The sequence below is a fragment of the Streptomyces violaceusniger Tu 4113 genome, from assembly GCF_000147815.2.
Taxonomy (GTDB): Bacteria; Actinomycetota; Actinomycetes; order Streptomycetales; family Streptomycetaceae; genus Streptomyces; species Streptomyces violaceusniger_A.
Map to the genome: position 1 here is coordinate 1,209,858 of NC_015957.1, position 16,148 is coordinate 1,226,005.

General features: G+C 71.0%; 15 protein-coding genes and 1 pseudogene. 7 read left to right on the plus strand and 9 right to left on the minus strand.

The features are described 5' to 3' along the window. Positions 1-109: 109 nt before the first annotated feature. Positions 110-1,813: a fumarate hydratase gene (locus tag STRVI_RS05470; RefSeq protein ID WP_014054620.1), complete on the minus strand. Its 1,704-nt coding sequence runs from the start codon at positions 1,811-1,813 to the stop codon at positions 110-112. Positions 1,814-2,033: 220 nt separating this feature from the next. Between STRVI_RS05470 and STRVI_RS05475 the strand changes: the two genes are divergently transcribed. After that, positions 2,034-2,720 carry a DUF1707 and DUF2154 domain-containing protein gene (locus STRVI_RS05475; protein ID WP_063644364.1) on the plus strand — a complete coding sequence of 229 codons (687 nt, stop codon included), beginning with the start codon at positions 2,034-2,036 and terminating at the stop codon, positions 2,718-2,720. Positions 2,721-2,899: 179 nt separating this feature from the next. Next, positions 2,900-3,256: a WhiB family transcriptional regulator gene (locus STRVI_RS05480; protein WP_014054622.1), complete on the plus strand. Its 357-nt coding sequence runs from the start codon at positions 2,900-2,902 to the stop codon at positions 3,254-3,256. A gap of 117 nt (positions 3,257-3,373) precedes the next feature. On the opposite strand, the gene glpX is transcribed toward STRVI_RS05480, so the two are convergent. Next, on the minus strand, positions 3,374-4,405 hold the full coding sequence (gene glpX / locus STRVI_RS05485) for a class II fructose-bisphosphatase (RefSeq protein ID WP_014054623.1): 1,032 nt from the start codon (positions 4,403-4,405) through the stop codon (positions 3,374-3,376). Between the two features lie 185 nt (positions 4,406-4,590). Between glpX and STRVI_RS05490 the strand changes: the two genes are divergently transcribed. Then, on the plus strand, positions 4,591-5,130 hold the full coding sequence (locus STRVI_RS05490; protein WP_014054624.1) for a DUF4245 domain-containing protein: 540 nt from the start codon (positions 4,591-4,593) through the stop codon (positions 5,128-5,130). A gap of 94 nt (positions 5,131-5,224) precedes the next feature. On the opposite strand, the gene STRVI_RS05495 is transcribed toward STRVI_RS05490, so the two are convergent. The 3 genes from STRVI_RS05495 to xseA all read right to left on the minus strand — a co-directional run bounded on the left by STRVI_RS05495 (position 5,225) and on the right by xseA (position 7,968). Continuing rightward, entirely contained in the window at positions 5,225-5,815 is a 591-nt protein-coding gene (locus tag STRVI_RS05495; protein WP_014054625.1) for a malonic semialdehyde reductase, read from the minus strand. A 607-nt stretch (positions 5,816-6,422) separates the two neighbouring features. Further along, complete coding sequence (locus STRVI_RS05500) at positions 6,423-6,737, minus strand: exodeoxyribonuclease VII small subunit (RefSeq protein WP_014054626.1); 315 nt, start codon at positions 6,735-6,737, stop codon at positions 6,423-6,425. A gap of 10 nt (positions 6,738-6,747) precedes the next feature. Further along, positions 6,748-7,968 carry an exodeoxyribonuclease VII large subunit gene (gene xseA, locus STRVI_RS05505; protein ID WP_043237979.1) on the minus strand — a complete coding sequence of 407 codons (1,221 nt, stop codon included), beginning with the start codon at positions 7,966-7,968 and terminating at the stop codon, positions 6,748-6,750. A 53-nt stretch (positions 7,969-8,021) separates the two neighbouring features. On the opposite strand from xseA, the gene STRVI_RS05510 reads away from it, so the two are divergent. Beyond that, positions 8,022-9,065, plus strand: coding sequence for a 4-hydroxy-3-methylbut-2-enyl diphosphate reductase (locus tag STRVI_RS05510; RefSeq protein WP_014054628.1), 1,044 nt, complete (start codon positions 8,022-8,024; stop codon positions 9,063-9,065). After that, entirely contained in the window at positions 9,062-9,853 is a 792-nt protein-coding gene (ppgK, locus tag STRVI_RS05515) for a polyphosphate--glucose phosphotransferase (protein WP_014054629.1), read from the plus strand. The genes STRVI_RS05510 and ppgK overlap by 4 nt, the downstream gene beginning before the upstream one ends. Here the strand turns inward: ppgK and STRVI_RS47485 are convergent. Next, a complete protein-coding gene (locus tag STRVI_RS47485) occupies positions 9,759-10,427 on the minus strand; it encodes a DUF6542 domain-containing protein (protein ID WP_014054630.1) in 669 nt (222 codons plus the stop codon). The two genes, ppgK and STRVI_RS47485, sit on opposite strands and share 95 nt — an antisense overlap. Before the next feature lie 208 nt (positions 10,428-10,635). On the opposite strand from STRVI_RS47485, the gene ychF reads away from it, so the two are divergent. Both ychF and STRVI_RS05525 read left to right on the plus strand, forming a co-directional pair. Beyond that, positions 10,636-11,724 carry a redox-regulated ATPase YchF gene (gene ychF / locus STRVI_RS05520; RefSeq protein ID WP_043237985.1) on the plus strand — a complete coding sequence of 363 codons (1,089 nt, stop codon included), beginning with the start codon at positions 10,636-10,638 and terminating at the stop codon, positions 11,722-11,724. 401 nt (positions 11,725-12,125) lie between these two features. Beyond that, positions 12,126-12,332: pseudogene (locus tag STRVI_RS05525) on the plus strand (hydrogen peroxide-inducible genes activator); the annotation flags it as partial. A 77-nt stretch (positions 12,333-12,409) separates the two neighbouring features. On the opposite strand, the gene STRVI_RS05530 reads toward STRVI_RS05525, so the two are convergent. From STRVI_RS05530 to STRVI_RS05540, 3 genes are read right to left on the minus strand one after another with little or no spacing between them, the layout of a single operon-like run. Beyond that, complete coding sequence (locus STRVI_RS05530; protein ID WP_014054633.1) at positions 12,410-14,902, minus strand: FtsX-like permease family protein; 2,493 nt, start codon at positions 14,900-14,902, stop codon at positions 12,410-12,412. Then, positions 14,899-15,585, minus strand: a complete 687-nt coding sequence (locus STRVI_RS05535; protein WP_014054634.1) for an ABC transporter ATP-binding protein — start codon at positions 15,583-15,585, stop codon at positions 14,899-14,901. Before STRVI_RS05535 ends, STRVI_RS05530 begins: the two co-directional genes overlap by 4 nt. Further along, complete coding sequence (locus STRVI_RS05540; RefSeq protein ID WP_014054635.1) at positions 15,582-16,106, minus strand: PadR family transcriptional regulator; 525 nt, start codon at positions 16,104-16,106, stop codon at positions 15,582-15,584. Before STRVI_RS05540 ends, STRVI_RS05535 begins: the two co-directional genes overlap by 4 nt. Positions 16,107-16,148: the final 42 nt, after the last annotated feature.

The following is a 16,148-nucleotide window of genomic DNA, read 5'->3' on the forward strand; positions in this document are numbered from 1 at the left end:
TGAGGACAAGGCCCGTCCCGGGCCGGGCGGGGGCCTGGGGGCGGAGCCCCCGGGATGGGACGGGTAAGGGCGGCGGGGGCGCATCCACGCCCCCGCCGCCCCGCAGGCGTTACGCCACCCCCGGCCCCCGCACCGGAATACTCGTGAACGTCGGCTGCGGCGCCGGATCCTGGAAGAAGTCGTTCCCCTTGTCGTCCACCACGATGAACGCCGGGAAGTTCTCGACCTCGATCCTCCAGACCGCCTCCATGCCCAGCTCCTCGTACTCGAGGACCTCCACCTTCTTGATGCAGTCCTGGGCCAGCCGCGCCGCCGGACCGCCGATCGAGCCCAGGTAGAAGCCGCCGTGCGCGGCACACGCGTCGGTGACCTGCTTCGAGCGGTTGCCCTTGGCCAGCATGACCTTCGAGCCGCCCGCCGCCTGGAACTGCTCGACGTACGCGTCCATCCGGCCCGCCGTCGTCGGGCCGAACGAACCGGAGGCGTAGCCCTCGGGGGTCTTGGCCGGGCCCGCGTAGTAGACCGGGTGGTTCTTCAGGTACTCGGGCATCTCCTCGCCCGCGTCCAGCCGCTCCTTGATCTTCGCGTGCGCGATGTCCCGGGCGACGACCAGCGTGCCGGTGAGCGAGAGCCGGGTCTTGACCGGGTGCCTGGTCAGCTCGGCCAGGACGTCGTCCATCGGCCGGTTGAGGTCGATGGCGACCGCGTCCAGGTCCGGGCCCGCGCCCTTGGTCAGCTCCTCGTCCGTCGTCTCCGGCAGGAAGCGCGCCGGGTCGGTCTCGAGCTGCTCCAGGAAGACGCCCTCCGGCGTGATCTTGGCGAGCGCCTGGCGGTCGGCGGAGCACGAGACGGCGATCGCGACCGGGCAGGAGGCGCCGTGGCGCGGCAGCCGGACCACCCGGACGTCATGGCAGAAGTACTTGCCGCCGAACTGCGCGCCGATCCCGATCTTCTGCGTCAGCTCGAAGACCTTCTCCTCCAGCTCCTTGTCGCGGAAGCCGTGGCCGGTCGGGGAGCCCTCGGCGGGCAGTTCGTCCAGGTAGTGCGCGGAGGCGTACTTGGCGGTCTTGAGCGCGTACTCGGCGCTGGTGCCGCCGACCACGATCGCCAGGTGGTACGGCGGGCAGGCGGCCGTGCCCAGCGAGCGGATCTTCTCCTCCAGGAACTTCATCATCGATGCCTCGTTCAGCACCGCCTTCGTCTCCTGGTAGAGGAAGGACTTGTTGGCCGAACCGCCGCCCTTGGCCATGAAGAGGAACTTGTAGGCGCCGCCGTCGGTCGCGTACAGCTCGATCTGCGCGGGCAGGTTGGAGCCGGTGTTCTTCTCCTCCCACATGGTCAGCGGGGCCATCTGGGAGTAGCGCAGATTGAGCTTGGTGTACGCGTCGAAGACGCCCCGCGACAGGGCCTCCTCGTCGCCGCCTTCGGTCAGCACGTTCTGCCCGCGCTTGCCCATGACGATCGCGGTGCCGGTGTCCTGGCACATCGGGAGCACCCCGGCGGCCGCGATGTTGGCGTTCTTCAGCAGGTCCAGCGCGACGAAGCGGTCGTTGGCGCTGGCCTCCGGGTCGTCGAGGATGCGGCGGAGCTGGGCGAGGTGGGCGGGGCGCAGATAGTGCGAGATGTCGCGCATCGCCGCGGCCGCGAGCCTGCGCAGCGCCTCCGGCTCGACCTTCAGGAAGGTGCGCCCATCGGCCTCGAAGGTGCTCACGCCGTCGGAGGTCACCAGGCGGTAGGGCGTGGTGTCTTCTCCCAGGGGCAGCAGGTCCGCATAGGCAAACGCTGGGTGGGCGGGACGGGAGACGGGGGGCATCGCGGCCATTCCTCACTCGACAGGGCTTCGGCTGACTTCGTCGACAGCGCGTCCACAAGCGTAGAACGGGGCGGCGGAACGGGACCTGTGAGGTAGGGCTCAGTAGCGGGCGCGGGGACCGGTAGGGGAAAGGATCAGGGAGACGTCAGGGATCGTCCCCTAGTCGCGATAGATCGCGACTGGATACCCTGAGTCCGTGGATGAGCAGCAGCCCGTGACCCTGACCAAATCCGCCCCCGCACCCGCCCCCGCGGCCGCCTCGGCTCCGACCCCGGTCCCGGTCCCGGCGTCCGCGCCCGTCGCGGAGGCGGAGCTTCGCGCGTCCGACGCGGACCGCGACCGGATCGCGGACATCCTGCGGGAGGCCCTCGCCGAGGGGCGGCTGGAGCCCGAGGAGCACGCCGAGCGGATCGACGCGGTCTATCGCGCCAAGACCCTCGGCGAGCTGGAGCCCCTGGTGCGCGATCTGCCCGTCGCCCCCGCCCGCGGCGCCGGCTCGGCGCAGGCGCGCGACGCGGAGACGGACTGGGCGCGCACCGTGCCCGAGTCGGAGAACCTGGTGGCGGTCTTCGGCGGTTCGACGCGCAAGGGCCGCTGGCGGGTCAGGCGCCGTACGAACGCCCTGGCGGTCTTCGGCGGCGTCGAAATCGATCTGACCGAGGCGGTCTTCGAGCACCGGGAGATCGTCATCAATGTCGTGGCCGCCTTCGGTGGCGTGGACATCAAGGTCCCGGAGAACGTCTCGCTCCGCGGCTCGGGCGCGGGCATCCTCGGCGGCTTCGACGTCAGGACGTACGAGGCGCAGGACCCCGACGCACCGGTGATCCACGTCACCGGGTTCGCGGTCTTCGGCGGTGTCGAGGCCAAGCCCAAGCGGGGGAAGCGGCTGAAGAACCTTCGGGCATAAGCCCTGAAGAACGAGCATGCGCGCGGGAAGTTCCGGGTGGGACAACGGTGTGCATAAGCGCGCGCACAGCGGGTAAGGCTTGGTGCATCGTCTCTCGTACGGCTGATGGGGGTGCTCACGGGGCCGTACACCTCGAGGCGGGCAAGGGTGACCACCGGAGCCGTCGTCAGGAGTAGACCGTGCTGCAACCGCATCAGCCCCTGCTGGAAGCCGCCGTGCCCCCGCAGCGCGTCCCCGCGCGGGATCAGGCCGGCCCCTGGCACTCGGAGGCGGTGTGCCGACGGGACGAGGCCGGGCTGTTCTTCGCTCCTTCCAAGGAGCCCACGGCTGCCAGGCTGTCGCGGGAAGAGGCCGCCAAGCGCGTCTGTGCGCGCTGCCCGGTCATGGTCGAGTGCAGGGAGCACGCACTGCTGCAGCCCGAGCCGTACGGCGTGTGGGGCGGGCTGACCGCGGCCGAGCGCCGGGTCGTGCTGGCCCGCCGCCGGCGGCGGGAGGCGGAGCTGCAGCGCGCGGTGCAGGTCGCCGCCGCGGGCTGAACTCTTCGGGACCTGGGCCGGGCCCCGCCGGGAGGCGGGACCCGGCCCTTGTCATGTGCCGTCCGCGCTAGGCGCCGTCCGCGTGAGATCCTGTTCGCGTTACGTGCTGTCGCGCGCTCAGCTTGGCCGTTCGAAGTCGACGGCGGCGTAGGCGCGCAGCTTGGCCAGCCGGTGGGTGGAGTCGATCTGCCGGATGGTCCCCGACTTGGACCGCATGACCAGCGACTGGGTGGTGGCGGTCTCCGCGCGGTACCGCACCCCGCGCAGCAGATCCCCATCGGTGATGCCGGTCGCGACGAAGAACACATTGTCGCCGCTGACCAGGTCGTCGGTCTCGAGGACCTGGTCGAGGTCGTGGCCCGCGTCGAGGGCGCGCTGCCGCTCCTCGTCGTCCTTGGGCCACAGCTTGGCCTGGATGGTGCCGCCGAGGCACTTGATCGCGCAGGCCGCGATGATGCCCTCCGGCGTACCGCCGACGCCCAGCAGCAGGTCCACACCGGTGCTCTCGCGCGCGGCCATGATCGCGCCGGCCACATCGCCGTCGGAGATGAACTTGATCCGGGCGCCCGCCTCCCGGATCTCCTTGACGATGCCCTCGTGGCGGGGGCGGTCGAGGACCACGACGGTGACGTCCTCGGGGCTGGACTTCTTGGCCTTGGCGATCCGGCGGATGTTCACGCCGGGGGGCGCCGTGATGTCGACGAACTCGGCGGCGTCGGGGCCGGTGACCAGCTTGTCCATGTAGAAGACGGCCGACGGGTCGAACATGGTGCCGCGCTCGGCGACCGCGAGCACGGAGACGGCGTTGGCCATGCCCTTCGCGGTGAGCGTGGTGCCGTCCACGGGGTCCACGGCCACGTCGCACTCCGGGCCGGTGCCATCGCCCACGCGCTCACCGTTGAAGAGCATCGGCGCCTCGTCCTTCTCCCCCTCTCCGATGACGACGACGCCGTTCATCGAGACGGTGTGCACGAGGGAGCGCATGGCCTTCACGGCGGCGCCGTCGGCGCCGTTCTTGTCGCCGCGGCCCACCCAGCGGCCGGAGGCCATGGCGCCCGCCTCGGTGACCCGGACGAGTTCCAGGGCGAGGTTGCGATCGGGAGCCTCGGGGCTGACCTCGAGCGGGGAGGGGAGATGATGCTCGGTCATCGGAGCGCACCTTTCTGTACGGCGACGGACCGGGAAGTCCCTCCTTCCCGCAGGGGGCTAGGAGGGTGAGGGTGTTCATGACCTTATCCGCTGATTGGCTAAGTGAGCAGACAGCCCCACGCATGAGCACGGCCCTGTTGCGAGGTGCGGCGACCGGATGAGGGACGATAGGGGGCGTGGCAGGTATGCGTGGCAAAGAGACGGTCCGGGACATGGTGCTGTCGCTGGCGGCGATCGGCGTCGTCGCGGCGGGCATCTACCTCTTCGGCATCCCGCACGACGAGGGCGCCAAGGGCTCCGGGGTGAAGACGGTGGACTACCGCGTGGAGCTGGACACGGCCCGCCGCGCCGCCCCGTACCCGGTGGCCGCCCCCGAGTCCGGGAGCCTGCCCAAGGGCTGGCGCGCGACGTCGGTGACCTACCGCCCGGCCGCCGAGCCGGACGGCGCGCTCTGGCACCTCGGCTTCCTCGACCAGGACGAGGAGTACATCGCGGTCGAGCAGAGCGACGGCAAGCCCGTGCCGTTCGTGGAAGAGGTCACACAGCAGGCGCGGGAGACGAAGCGCACACAGCGGATCGACGGCGATGAGTGGGTCCGCTACGAGGGCGACAAGTACGACGCGCTGGTGCGCCAGAAGCCGGGCGTGACGACGGTGGTCACCGGGACGGCGTCGTACGGGCAACTGACGAAGATGGCCGCCGCGCTCACCGAGAAGAAGGGCTGAGCGCGACGGCCGAAGGGCGTGGCCCGGACCGATGGTTCGGGCCACGCCCTTCGGCTTGTGGCTTGTGGCTCGTGTCTCTGTGGCCTGTGGCCGATCAGACCGTGGTGATGACCTCGTCGTAGTCCAGGCGCGGGCCACGGGGGAACCAGGCGTCCTCGCCCGGCTTGCCGATGTTGATGACCACCAGCGGGGTGTGGTCCTCGTCCAGGAACTCCTTCTGGACCCCGGCGGCGTCGAAACCGGTCATCGGGCCGGCGGCGAGACCGGCGGCGCGGATGCCCAGGATGAAGTAACCGGCCTGCAGCGAGGCGTTCAGCCCGGCGGCCTGCTCACGGGCGGCGCGCTCGGCGAAGAAGACGTCCTTGGCCTGCGGGAAGTGCGGGAAGAGCGCGGGCAGCTCCTCGTGGAACTCGTTGTCCGCGGCGAGGATCGCCACCAGCGGCGCGGTGGAGGTCTTGGCCTGGTTGCCCTCGGCCATGTGCTGGACCAGACGCTCACGGGCCTCGGGGGAACGGACCAGCACGACGCGCAGCGGCGACTGGTTGAACGCGGTCGGCGCGTACTTGATCAGGTCGTAGATCGCCTGGACCTGCTCCTCGGTCACCGGCTCGTCGGTGAAGGTGTTCGCGGTGCGGGCCTCACGGAAGAGAAGGTCCTGAGCGGCGGGGTCGAGTACGAGTGCCATGGAAGAAACCTCTGCATAAGCGGGGATATCGCTGACGGCTTCTACTGTACGGCGCTTAGATTAATGTTCAACTAAAAAGTTGGCGCAGGGTGCGGATGGTGCTCCGAATCACAGTGCGCAGCGCGCCTGGGCGGGGCGCGGTCAACCGAGTGCGGCCGTGCGACGGCGGTGGGTCGAGGGGGGCCGGGGTCGACGGCGGCCGGGACCGACTGCGGACGGTGAAGGGCGGCCGTCGACGGCGGGTGATCGAGCGCGGCCGGTGGACGGCTGGCGGTCGACGGCGGCCGGTCGAAGACGGCCAGCAATCGGGCGCGGCAGGTGGACGGCGCGATGAGCGCGGCCGTGGACGGCGTGATCGACTGCGGCCGGTCGGCGGCGCGGGCGAGGTCGACGGTGCCAATCGAGCGCGGCCGTTAGACGGCGGACAGCAAGCGAGCGCGATATGTGGACGGCGCGATCGAGCAGGGCCGGGCCGACGGCGGGCAACAACCGAGCCCGGCCGTGCGACGGCGGGCATAATCCGAGCCGGGCCGGTCGGTCCCGGCCATAAACCCAGCCGGGCCGGTCGGCGGCGCGCAATAAGGGGCGAGCGATAGACCGCCGGCGGTCATCCCTCCGCCGCGCGCTCCGCGCCTTCGGCGCCCCCGCCCCCGCCCCCGCCCCCGTCCTCGTCCGCGTCCGTCTCGTCCGCCAGCGCCGCGTCCAGCCGCGCCCGCGCGCCCTCCAGCCAGCGGCGGCAGACCTTCGCCAGCTCCTCGCCCCGCTCCCACAGCGCGAGCGACTCCTCCAGGCTGGTGCCGCCCGCCTCCAGGCGGCGGACCACCTCGACCAGCTCGTCCCGCGCCTGCTCATAGCCGAGCGTGGTCTCCGCCCGCGGTGCGCTCTGCGCGGTCTGCTCGGCCTGCTCGTCCGTCTTCGCCATGCCCCTCACCCTATTCAGCCGGACCGACAGCGACACGCGCCCGGAACTCGCCCTCGGCGACCCGCGCCCGCAGCTCCTCGCCCTCCGTGACCTCGTCGGCCGCCCGCACCACCGAGCCGTCGGGATGCTGCAGCACCGCATAGCCCCGCCGCAGCGTCGCGGCGGGGGAGAGGGCCACCACCCGCGCCTGGGTGTGGGCCAGCTCGGAGTCGGCCCGGTCCAGCAGATGGCCCAGGCAGCGGCGGGCGCGCTCCAGCACCGCCGTGATCCGCTCCGCGCGCTCGTCCACCATGCGGTGCGGCTCCCGCATGCACGGGCGGGCCAGCGCGGCGGCCAGCCCGCGCTCCTCCCGGTCCAGCAGCCCGTGCACACTGCGCAGCGCGCGCTCCCGAAGCTGCTGGACGCGCATCAGCTCCTCGCCCACATCCGGCACGATCTTCTTCGCCGCGTCGGTGGGCGTGGAGGCGCGCAGATCGGCGACCAGGTCGAGCAGCGGTGAGTCCGGCTCATGGCCGATCGCGGAGACCACCGGCGTACGGCACGCGGCCACCGCCCGCACCAGCTGCTCATCGGAGAACGGCAGCAGATCCTCCACACTGCCGCCGCCGCGCGCCACCACGATCACATCCACTTCCGGCAGCGCGTCGAGCTCCTTGACCGCCTCGATCACCTGCGGCACCGCGTGCACCCCCTGCACCGCCACATTGCGCACCTCGAAGCGGACGGCGGGCCAGCGCAGCCGTGCGTTCTCCAGCACATCGCGCTCGGCGGCCGAGGCGCGCCCGCAGACCAGCCCTATCAACTGCGGCAGAAACGGCAGCGGCTTCTTGCGGTCGGCCGCGAACAGCCCCTCCGCCGCCAGCGCCTTCTTCAACTGCTCGAGGCGCGCGAGCAGTTCGCCCACTCCCACCGGGCGGATCTCGGCGGCCCGCAGGGAGAGCTGGCCCCGCGGCGCGTACCACTCCGGCTTGGCGTGCACCACGACCCGCGCGCCCTCGGTGACCGTGTCCGCGATTCTGTCGAAGACGGCGCGGAAGCAGGTGACGGTCAGCGAGATGTCGTAACTGGGGTCGCGCAGGGTCAGAAACACCACACCGGCGCCCGGGCGCCGGGAAAGCTGGGTGATCTGCCCCTCGACCCACACCGCGCCGAGCCGGTCGATCCAGCTCCCGATCAGCCGGGACACCTCGCCGACCGGGATCGGCGCCTCCGCGGACGTGTTGACAGCCATGACCGCGAGGGTATCGGTCACCACCGACAGACCCCGGGGTCATCGCCCCTACCATGGGGGACATGACTGCAACCTCCGCCCGCCGGGTCCTGCTCGCGGCCCCCCGTGGCTACTGTGCCGGTGTCGACCGTGCCGTGATCGCCGTCGAGAAGGCCCTGGAGCAGTACGGCGCGCCGATCTATGTGCGCAAGGAGATCGTCCACAACAAGTACGTCGTCCGGACCCTGGAGAAAAAGGGCGCCATCTTCGTCGACGAGACGGAGGAGGTGCCCGAGGGCTCCATCGTGATCTTCTCGGCGCACGGTGTCGCGCCGGTGGTCCACGAGGAGGCCGCCGAGCGCAAGCTGGCCACCGTCGATGCCACCTGTCCTCTGGTGACCAAGGTCCACAAGGAAGCAGTCCGGTTCGCCAAGGAGGACTACGACATCCTCCTGATCGGTCATGAGGGCCATGAGGAGGTCATCGGCACCAGCGGTGAGGCCCCGGACCACATCACCCTGGTCGACGGCCCCGACGATGTGAAGAACGTCGAGGTGCGCGACGAGTCCAAGGTCGTCTGGCTCTCCCAGACCACCCTCTCGGTCGACGAGACCATGGAGACCGTGGACGCGCTCAAGGAGCGCTTCCCGCAGCTCATCAGCCCGCCCAGCGACGACATCTGCTACGCCACCCAGAACCGCCAGATCGCCATCAAGCAGGTGGCCGCCGAGTCCGACCTGGTCATCGTGGTCGGCTCCAAGAACTCCTCCAACTCGGTGCGGCTGGTGGAGGTCGCCATCGGCGCGGGCGCCAAGGACGGCCATCTGGTCGACTACGCGAGCGAGATCGACGAGGCATGGCTGGAAGGCGTCACCACGGTCGGCGTGACCTCGGGCGCCTCCGTGCCGGACGTGCTCGTCGAGGGCGTCCTGGAGTGGCTGGCGGAGCGCGGCTTCGGCGATGTCGAGGTCGTCCAGCCCATGCAGGAGTCCCTGACCTTCTCGCTCCCCAAGGAGCTGCGCCGGGATCTGCGGGCGGAGGCGGCAGCGGCCGCGACGTCCGCCGGTGAGCCGGAGGCCGCGGCGGTCGCCGCCGACGCGGAGGGATCCCAGCGGTGACGCAGGACCAGGGGGCCACGGGGGCGTCCGCGGCGAAGGTGTTCGGCATCGACATCGGCGGTTCGGGCATCAAGGGCGCCCCGGTGGACCTGAACCGGGGCGAGCTCGTGGAGGAGCGCCATAAGGTCCTCACCCCGCACCCGTCCACGCCCGAGGCGGTCCTGGACGGTGTGGTGGAGGTCGTCCGGCATTTCGACTGGTCCGGGCGGCCGGTCGGGGTGACCTTCCCGGGCGTGGTGAAGAACGGTGTCACCCTTACCGCCGCGAATGTCGACAAGAGCTGGATCGGCACCGATCTGGCGTCACAGCTCGGCGAGCGGCTGGACTGCCCCGTCACGGTGCTGAACGACGCGGACGCGGCCGGGGTCGCGGAGGTGGCCTTCGGCGCCGCCCGTGGCGTCAAGGGCACCGTGATCGTGCTCACCCTCGGCACCGGCATCGGCAGCGCGCTCTTCACCGACGGGCATCTGCTGGCCAACACCGAGCTGGGCCATCTGGAGCTGGACGGCCACGAGGCGGAGAAGCGGGCCTCGACCAAGGTCAAGGACGATCACGAGCTGAGCTGGTCGCACTGGGCGCGCCGGGTGCAGAAGTACCTCCATCACCTGGAGATGCTCTTCTCACCGGAGCGCTTCGTGCTGGGCGGCGGGGTGAGCCGTAAGGCGGACAAGTTCCTGCCGCTGATCGAGGGCGTCAGGGCCGAGATCGTGCCTGCGCAGCTGCAGAATAACGCGGGGATCGTGGGTGCCGCGATGGCCGCGGCCGCTGCTGCCGACGACGCCGGGTGACCAGCACGGCCCGCCGTACGAGCACGATCACCACGGTCAGCAGCGTCCCCGCGTAGAGCCAGCCGGCCTGCAGCGACAGTGCGGTGAACACCCCCACCGCCTGTCCGCCGAACCCGGCGGAACCGTCGTTGATCGGCAGCAGCCCGGCCGTATAGGCCAGCGGCGCCGTCACCGGCGCCGCCAGCAGATCGGCCGGGCGCACCCACAGTCCGCAGGCCGCGCAGGCCGGCAGGAACAGCACGCTGTACACGGTGGGTGAGCTGGAGAACAGCAGCGCGTCCAGGCAGCCGATGCCCAGCATCGTGAGCGCGGTCAGCAGCCCCGCGCCCAGCCCGGTCAGCCGGGGGCCCGGGAGGGACAGCCCCCGGGCCCGCCGCAGGGCGGCGGGCAGCGCCGCGGCCGGACCGGACGGCCCCGTCCGCCGCGCGGGCGGCCGGGCATCCCGGACCGGGCCGCCGGGCCGCCCACGGCCCTGGCCCGTGCCTCGGCCCCGGCCGGTATACGTGTCGTCCGCGGCCGGGCGGGGCGACGGGGCCGCCGCGCGGCGGGGCGTACGCGTGCTGTATTGCTCCACCCGACCAACGTAGGCGGCTGGAGGGCGGGAATCCGGTCTTGGACACGCCCTTCGCAGGACCTTGGCAGTGTGTTCGACCGATTGTCAGCCCGGCCGGGTGATCGGCCGGGTGATCGGGGGCGGCCCCGTAGACTGGTGGACCGGCCCCGCCGGGGTCCGTCCTCTGTCCTCACATCCCGACCACGGGAAGTTACGGGAAGTCGCCAACGTGTCGCTCACGATCGGAATCGTCGGTCTGCCGAATGTCGGCAAGTCGACCCTTTTCAACGCCCTGACCAAGAACGACGTGCTGGCGGCCAACTACCCGTTCGCCACCATCGAGCCCAACGTCGGCGTGGTCGGCGTCCCCGACCCCCGCCTGGACAAGCTCGCCGAGATCTTCGGCTCGGCCCGCAAGCTCCCCGCCACCGTCGACTTCGTCGACATCGCGGGCATCGTCAAGGGCGCCTCGGAGGGCGAGGGCCTGGGCAACAAGTTCCTGGCGAACATCCGTGAGTCCGACGCCATCTGCCAGGTCATCCGCGCCTTCAAGGACGAGAACGTCGTCCACGTCGACGGCAAGATCTCGCCGAAGAGCGACATCGAGACGATCAACACCGAGCTGATCCTCGCCGACCTCCAGACCATCGAGAAGGTGCTGCCGCGCCTGGTCAAGGAGTCCCGGATCAAGAAGGACAAGCAGCCCCAGGTCAAGGCCGTCGAAGAGGCCAAGGCCATCCTCGACGAGGGCCGCACCCTCTTCTCCGCCGGCATCGTCCAGGGCAGCGAGCGCGCCGCCCTCCTCCACGAGCTGCACCTGCTCACCACCAAGCCCTTCCTCTACGTCTTCAACGTCGACGAGGACGAGCTCACCGACGAGTCCTTCAAGGCCGAACAGCGCGCCCTCGTCGCCCCCGCCGAGGCGATCTTCCTCAACGCCAAGCTGGAGGCCGACCTCGCCGAGCTGGACGAGGCCGAGGCCCTGGAGCTCCTCCAGTCCGTAGGCCAGGAAGAACCCGGCCTCGCCACCCTCGCCCACGTCGGCTTCGACACCCTGGGCCTGCAGACCTACCTCACCGCCGGCCCCAAGGAATCCCGCGCCTGGACCATCAAGAAGGGCGCCACGGCCCCCGAGGCGGCCGGTGTGATCCACACCGACTTCCAGAAGGGCTTCATCAAGGCCGAGGTCATCTCCTACGAGGACCTCCTCGCCACCGGCTCGGTAGCCGAGGCCCGCTCGGCGGGCAAGGCCCGCATGGAGGGCAAGGACTATGTGATGCAGGACGGGGACGTGGTGGAGTTCCGCTTCAACGTTTAGTCACCGCCCTAGCATCGACGTGACGATCTGGCAAATGCGCAGGTCAGGCGGGGTCGGTCCCTAGCGGGGCCGACCCCGCCGCCATAGCCATTGCTGGATCACCTGACGTCTCGTCACCTGTTGTCATCCCTGATCATCCCTACCGCTGCTGGATCCGTGCTGGATCGAGCTGACGGGGCGGCAGTCGGATGTGGCGCTGCCTGGTCGCGGATGGTGTCGCGATGGCCTCTGCGCTGTCGGGGACGTCCGTTGGCGGCTGGTGTGGGGACCTGCTCGCCTGGCGGGAGGCCCAGTGGCTCCGGGGGCGGAACTCGCCCGGAATCGTACCCACGACTTTGAGGCCGGCACCGCCATACGAGCGGGGCGTTCTTCTGGAGCCTTCAGATCGAGGCGTCCCAGGGGCCGCCGGGCTCTCCACGCTGGTGCAACTCGTCGGCGGCGGGCTCGGGGTGACGCTGCTGCCGCGTACCGCGCTACGGGTCGAGACCGGCCGTAACGAGGACCTGGCCACCGGCGACTTCGCCGACCCGGCCCCCGCCCGCCGCATCGCCCTGGCCACCACGCTCCGGGATGCGGTGCGACCGCTGCCGGTGCAGGTCGCGCGCTGACGCGGGCCGCGCGCCGACGCGCCGTCGCGGCGGGGGTCCCTCCCCGCCGCGACGGCGCGTGTTCTGCCAGTAGGGGGCTACTCGGTGCGCAGGCCCTCCGGGCGCATCATGCGCCACAGCGGCGGCAGGCTGGCCAGGGTCACCACCAGGATGACGCCCGCGCCGATGCCGGTCATCGCGGCGAGTCCGGCCCAGTCCACGGCCAGCGGCTGGCCGACCATCTTCAGCAGCAGGACGCCCAGTGCCAGCCCGCCCGCGAGCGACAGTGCGAGGCCCAGCACCACCGGGACCGCGGTCTGCCACAGGATCGACCAGCTCAGCGTGGAGCGCCGGGTGCCGAAGGCGACCAGGACCGAGAGCAGTCGCTTGCGGTCCCGCAGTTGCTCCAGGGTGGTCACGATCATGCTGGCCCCGATGAGCAGCAGGGTCGAGGTGGCGCCGATGAACAGGACGTTGCGGATCGTCTGGAACTCGGACGACTGCGACGAGCTGGTGATTTGCGTCACGTCCAGCGTCGGGGCGATCGTCACGCTGGCGTTGCGTACGTACTCGTCGGCGTCCGGCACCTTCGGGTCCAGCCTGAGCATCGCCACCGCCTGCGGGTTGGCCAGGTCCGAGACGTCGAAGGCGCCGGGGGTGGCGAAGATGCCGGAGTGCAGGGCGCCGGTCGGGTCCTCCCTGGACTCCACCTTCTTGGCCGAGCGGGGGACCGTCCACAGCTTCTGCTTGCCGGGCGTGGGCATGTCCTCGTCGTCGAAGGCCACATTGACCTGCGCGCCGGGCTTCGCGAAGGCGTTGTCGGGGCCCGTGTACTCCGGGTCTCGGGTGACGATGAAGGCATCGCCGTCCCGGCAGCTCGTGATGTGGGCCAGCTCGCGCAGCGCCGGGCAGCCGGCGACGGTGAGGGAGTTGGTCCGGATGTCGGCCGGGTCCTTCGCCTTGCTGTGCGCGTCGGAGATGGAGCCCTCGGTGATCTCGAGCACGCTGCGCACGCCCTTGGCCGCGCCGAGCCGGTCGAAGGCGTCGCGGGCCTGGGCGCCGTTGTCCACCTTCATGTTCATCATCAGCTGGGCGCGGTTCGGGTCCTGGTTCGTCTCCTCGGTGCTCTGGCCCTCCACGCTCGCGAAGAGCATCTGGAGCGCGATGGCCCCGGCGACCGCCACCGTGATGCCGCTGACCGCGCGAGCCGCGGTGCCGCTGCTGAGCTGGAGCCGCCGGGTGGCGAGCAGCCAGGGCACCGAGCCCTTGCCGAAGCGCTCCACGACGGACTCGACCAGCCACGGCAGCAGCGCGGTGGTGCCGATGAGGAGCAGCGCGGCACCGGCCGCGGCCTGGTACGACTGGAAGTCACCGCCCGAACTGCCCACCCCGAAACCGCCCGCGAGCGGAGCCAGCAGCCCGATGCCGAGGAGCGGCAGCAGCAGCCGCCACCACAGCCGCCGCCGCTTGGGGGTGGCGTTCCGTACGACGCCCAGCGGTTCGATGGCGATGGCGCGCAGGGCGATGAGCGTGACGGCGACGGCCGAGGCGGGCACGGTCAGCACGATCGCCAGGGCGAGCGGGAAGGAGGGCATGATGTCGGAGGTGAAGAAGCTCAGGCCCATCATCGAGGCACCGCCGACGGCCTCCCGCAGCAGCAGGAAGAGCGTGGCGCCGACCGCGAGCCCGAGGATCGAGCCGAAGAGCGACTCGCCCGCGGCGATCCGCCGGGTCATGTGGATATCGGCGCCCACCAGCCGCAGCGCGGCCAGTCTCCGGTCGCGCCGCTCGCCGCCGAAGCGTGCGGCGGTGGCGATGAAGATGAGCACCGGCAGCAGCAGCACCACACAGCCCATGACGACCAGCAGCACCAGCGCGGGGTCCAGCTCGTCCCCGCTGGTGTCCTGGGCACCCCAGCTGTCGAGGTGGTAGCTGGAGGGGACGCTGTCGAACTGCTTCGGGGTGATCCCCGCGTAATAGCGCAGCTCGGTGGGGCCGGACAGTCCGCTGTCGCCGATCACCCCGGCGACGCGGTACGGGAAGCGGTCCCGGAGCAGCTTGCCCTCGTCGGAGTCGAGCAGCTTCTTCAGCGCGGGGGAGACATACATCTCCCCGGCGGCCGGAACGCCGCTGACGCCCGGCGGGTGGGGCGGACGGGCGCCGTCGGGCGCCATCACCATGCCCGAGATGTCCACGTCGCGGAAGTCGGTGTCCGCCTGGGCGACGTGGACCGTGCCGGGGCCGGGCTCCGGCTCCTCCCCGAAGCCGAAGGCCGCGATGGCGTTGGACCGCTCGGTGCGCCCGGCGTCCATGGTGGGGACGGAGGCGGCGAACAGCAGCAGTGTGACGCCAAGGCCCACCCCGACCGCCGTCATGATCGTCCTGGCCCAGCTCTCCCGGCCGCCGGTGACCGCGAACCGCCCGCCCATGGCGAGGTCCGCGGCCCAGCGGGTGATGCCGGGGCGCTGCGGGGGCTCCTCGGGGGTCGGGGGCCGGGGCGGTACGGCCGTCAGGGTCGCCTGGCCGGTGCGGCCGCTCGTACCGGTGTGGCCGTCGTCGGGGCCGGCGTGGCCGTCGTCCGGGCCGCTCATCGGGCGCCCGCCATGTCCCGCGCCTTGCCGTCGCGCACGACGACCTCGCGGTCGGAGTACGCGGCGACCCGCGCCTCATGGGTGACCAGGACGACGGCCGTACGGGTCTCCCGGGCCGCCTCGGTCAGCAGCTCCATGACCCGCTCGCCGTTGAGCGAGTCCAGCGCGCCGGTCGGCTCGTCGGCGAACAGCACCCGCGGCCCGGTGACCAGCGAGCGGGCCACCGCCACGCGCTGCCCCTGACCGCCGGAGACCTCGCCGGGCCGCTTGGCCGCCACGGCGTCGACCTCCAGCCGCTCCATCCAGGACAGCGACCGGGCCTCCGCCTCCTTGCGCTTGACCCCGTTGAGCCGCAGCGGCAGCGCGACGTTCTCCACACAGGTCAGCTCGGGGACGAGCTGGCCGAACTGGAAGACGAAGCCGAACTCGCCACGGCGCAGGCTGCTGCGCTCGCTGTCCGACATGGCGGACAGCTCGCGCCCGCCGTAGTGCACCGAGCCGGAGTCCGGCCGGACGATCCCGGCCAGGCAGTGCAGCAGGGTCGACTTGCCGGAGCCGGAGGGGCCCATGACGGCGACGACCTCGCCGGGGTGGATGGAGAACTCCGCGCCGTCCAGCGCGGGCGTAGGGCCGTACGACTTGTGCAGGTCGTCGGCCATCAGCAGGGATCCTGTCGGGGTCATGAACGCACCGCCTTGGCGAGTTGGCCGAGGCGGGCGGCGGTGAGTTCCAGCCAGCGCAGATCGGCCTCGAGATGGAAGAGGGCGTGGTCGCAGATGAGTTGGTCGCTGAGGTCGCCTTCGCGCTTGCGCTGGGTCAGTTCGCGCATCAGCCGCAGATGTTCGGCGCGTTGGACGTCGAGGAGATCGGCCGCGTCGCGCCCGGTGAGCAGGGCGATGACGACCTTGGTGTAGAGGACCGACTGGAGATAGGGCTCGGGCTTCTCGGGCTCGGTGAGCCAGTGCTCCACATCGGTGATGCCCGCGTCGGTGATGGCGTAGCGCTTGCGCTCCGGGCCACCCCCGTGCTCGATGCCGTCGACCTCCACCAGGCCGTTCTTCAGCAGCCGGGACATGGTCGAGTAGACCTGCCCGTAGTGCAGCGGGCGGTCGTGTCCGAATCGTTCGTCGAAGGCTCTCTTGAGGTCGTAGCCGTGGCGCGGGCCGCCCTCGAGGAGTCCGAGCAGGGTGTGGCCAATTGACATGCCCAGCACTCTACATCATGCGTATACCTGGAGTGTATAGCT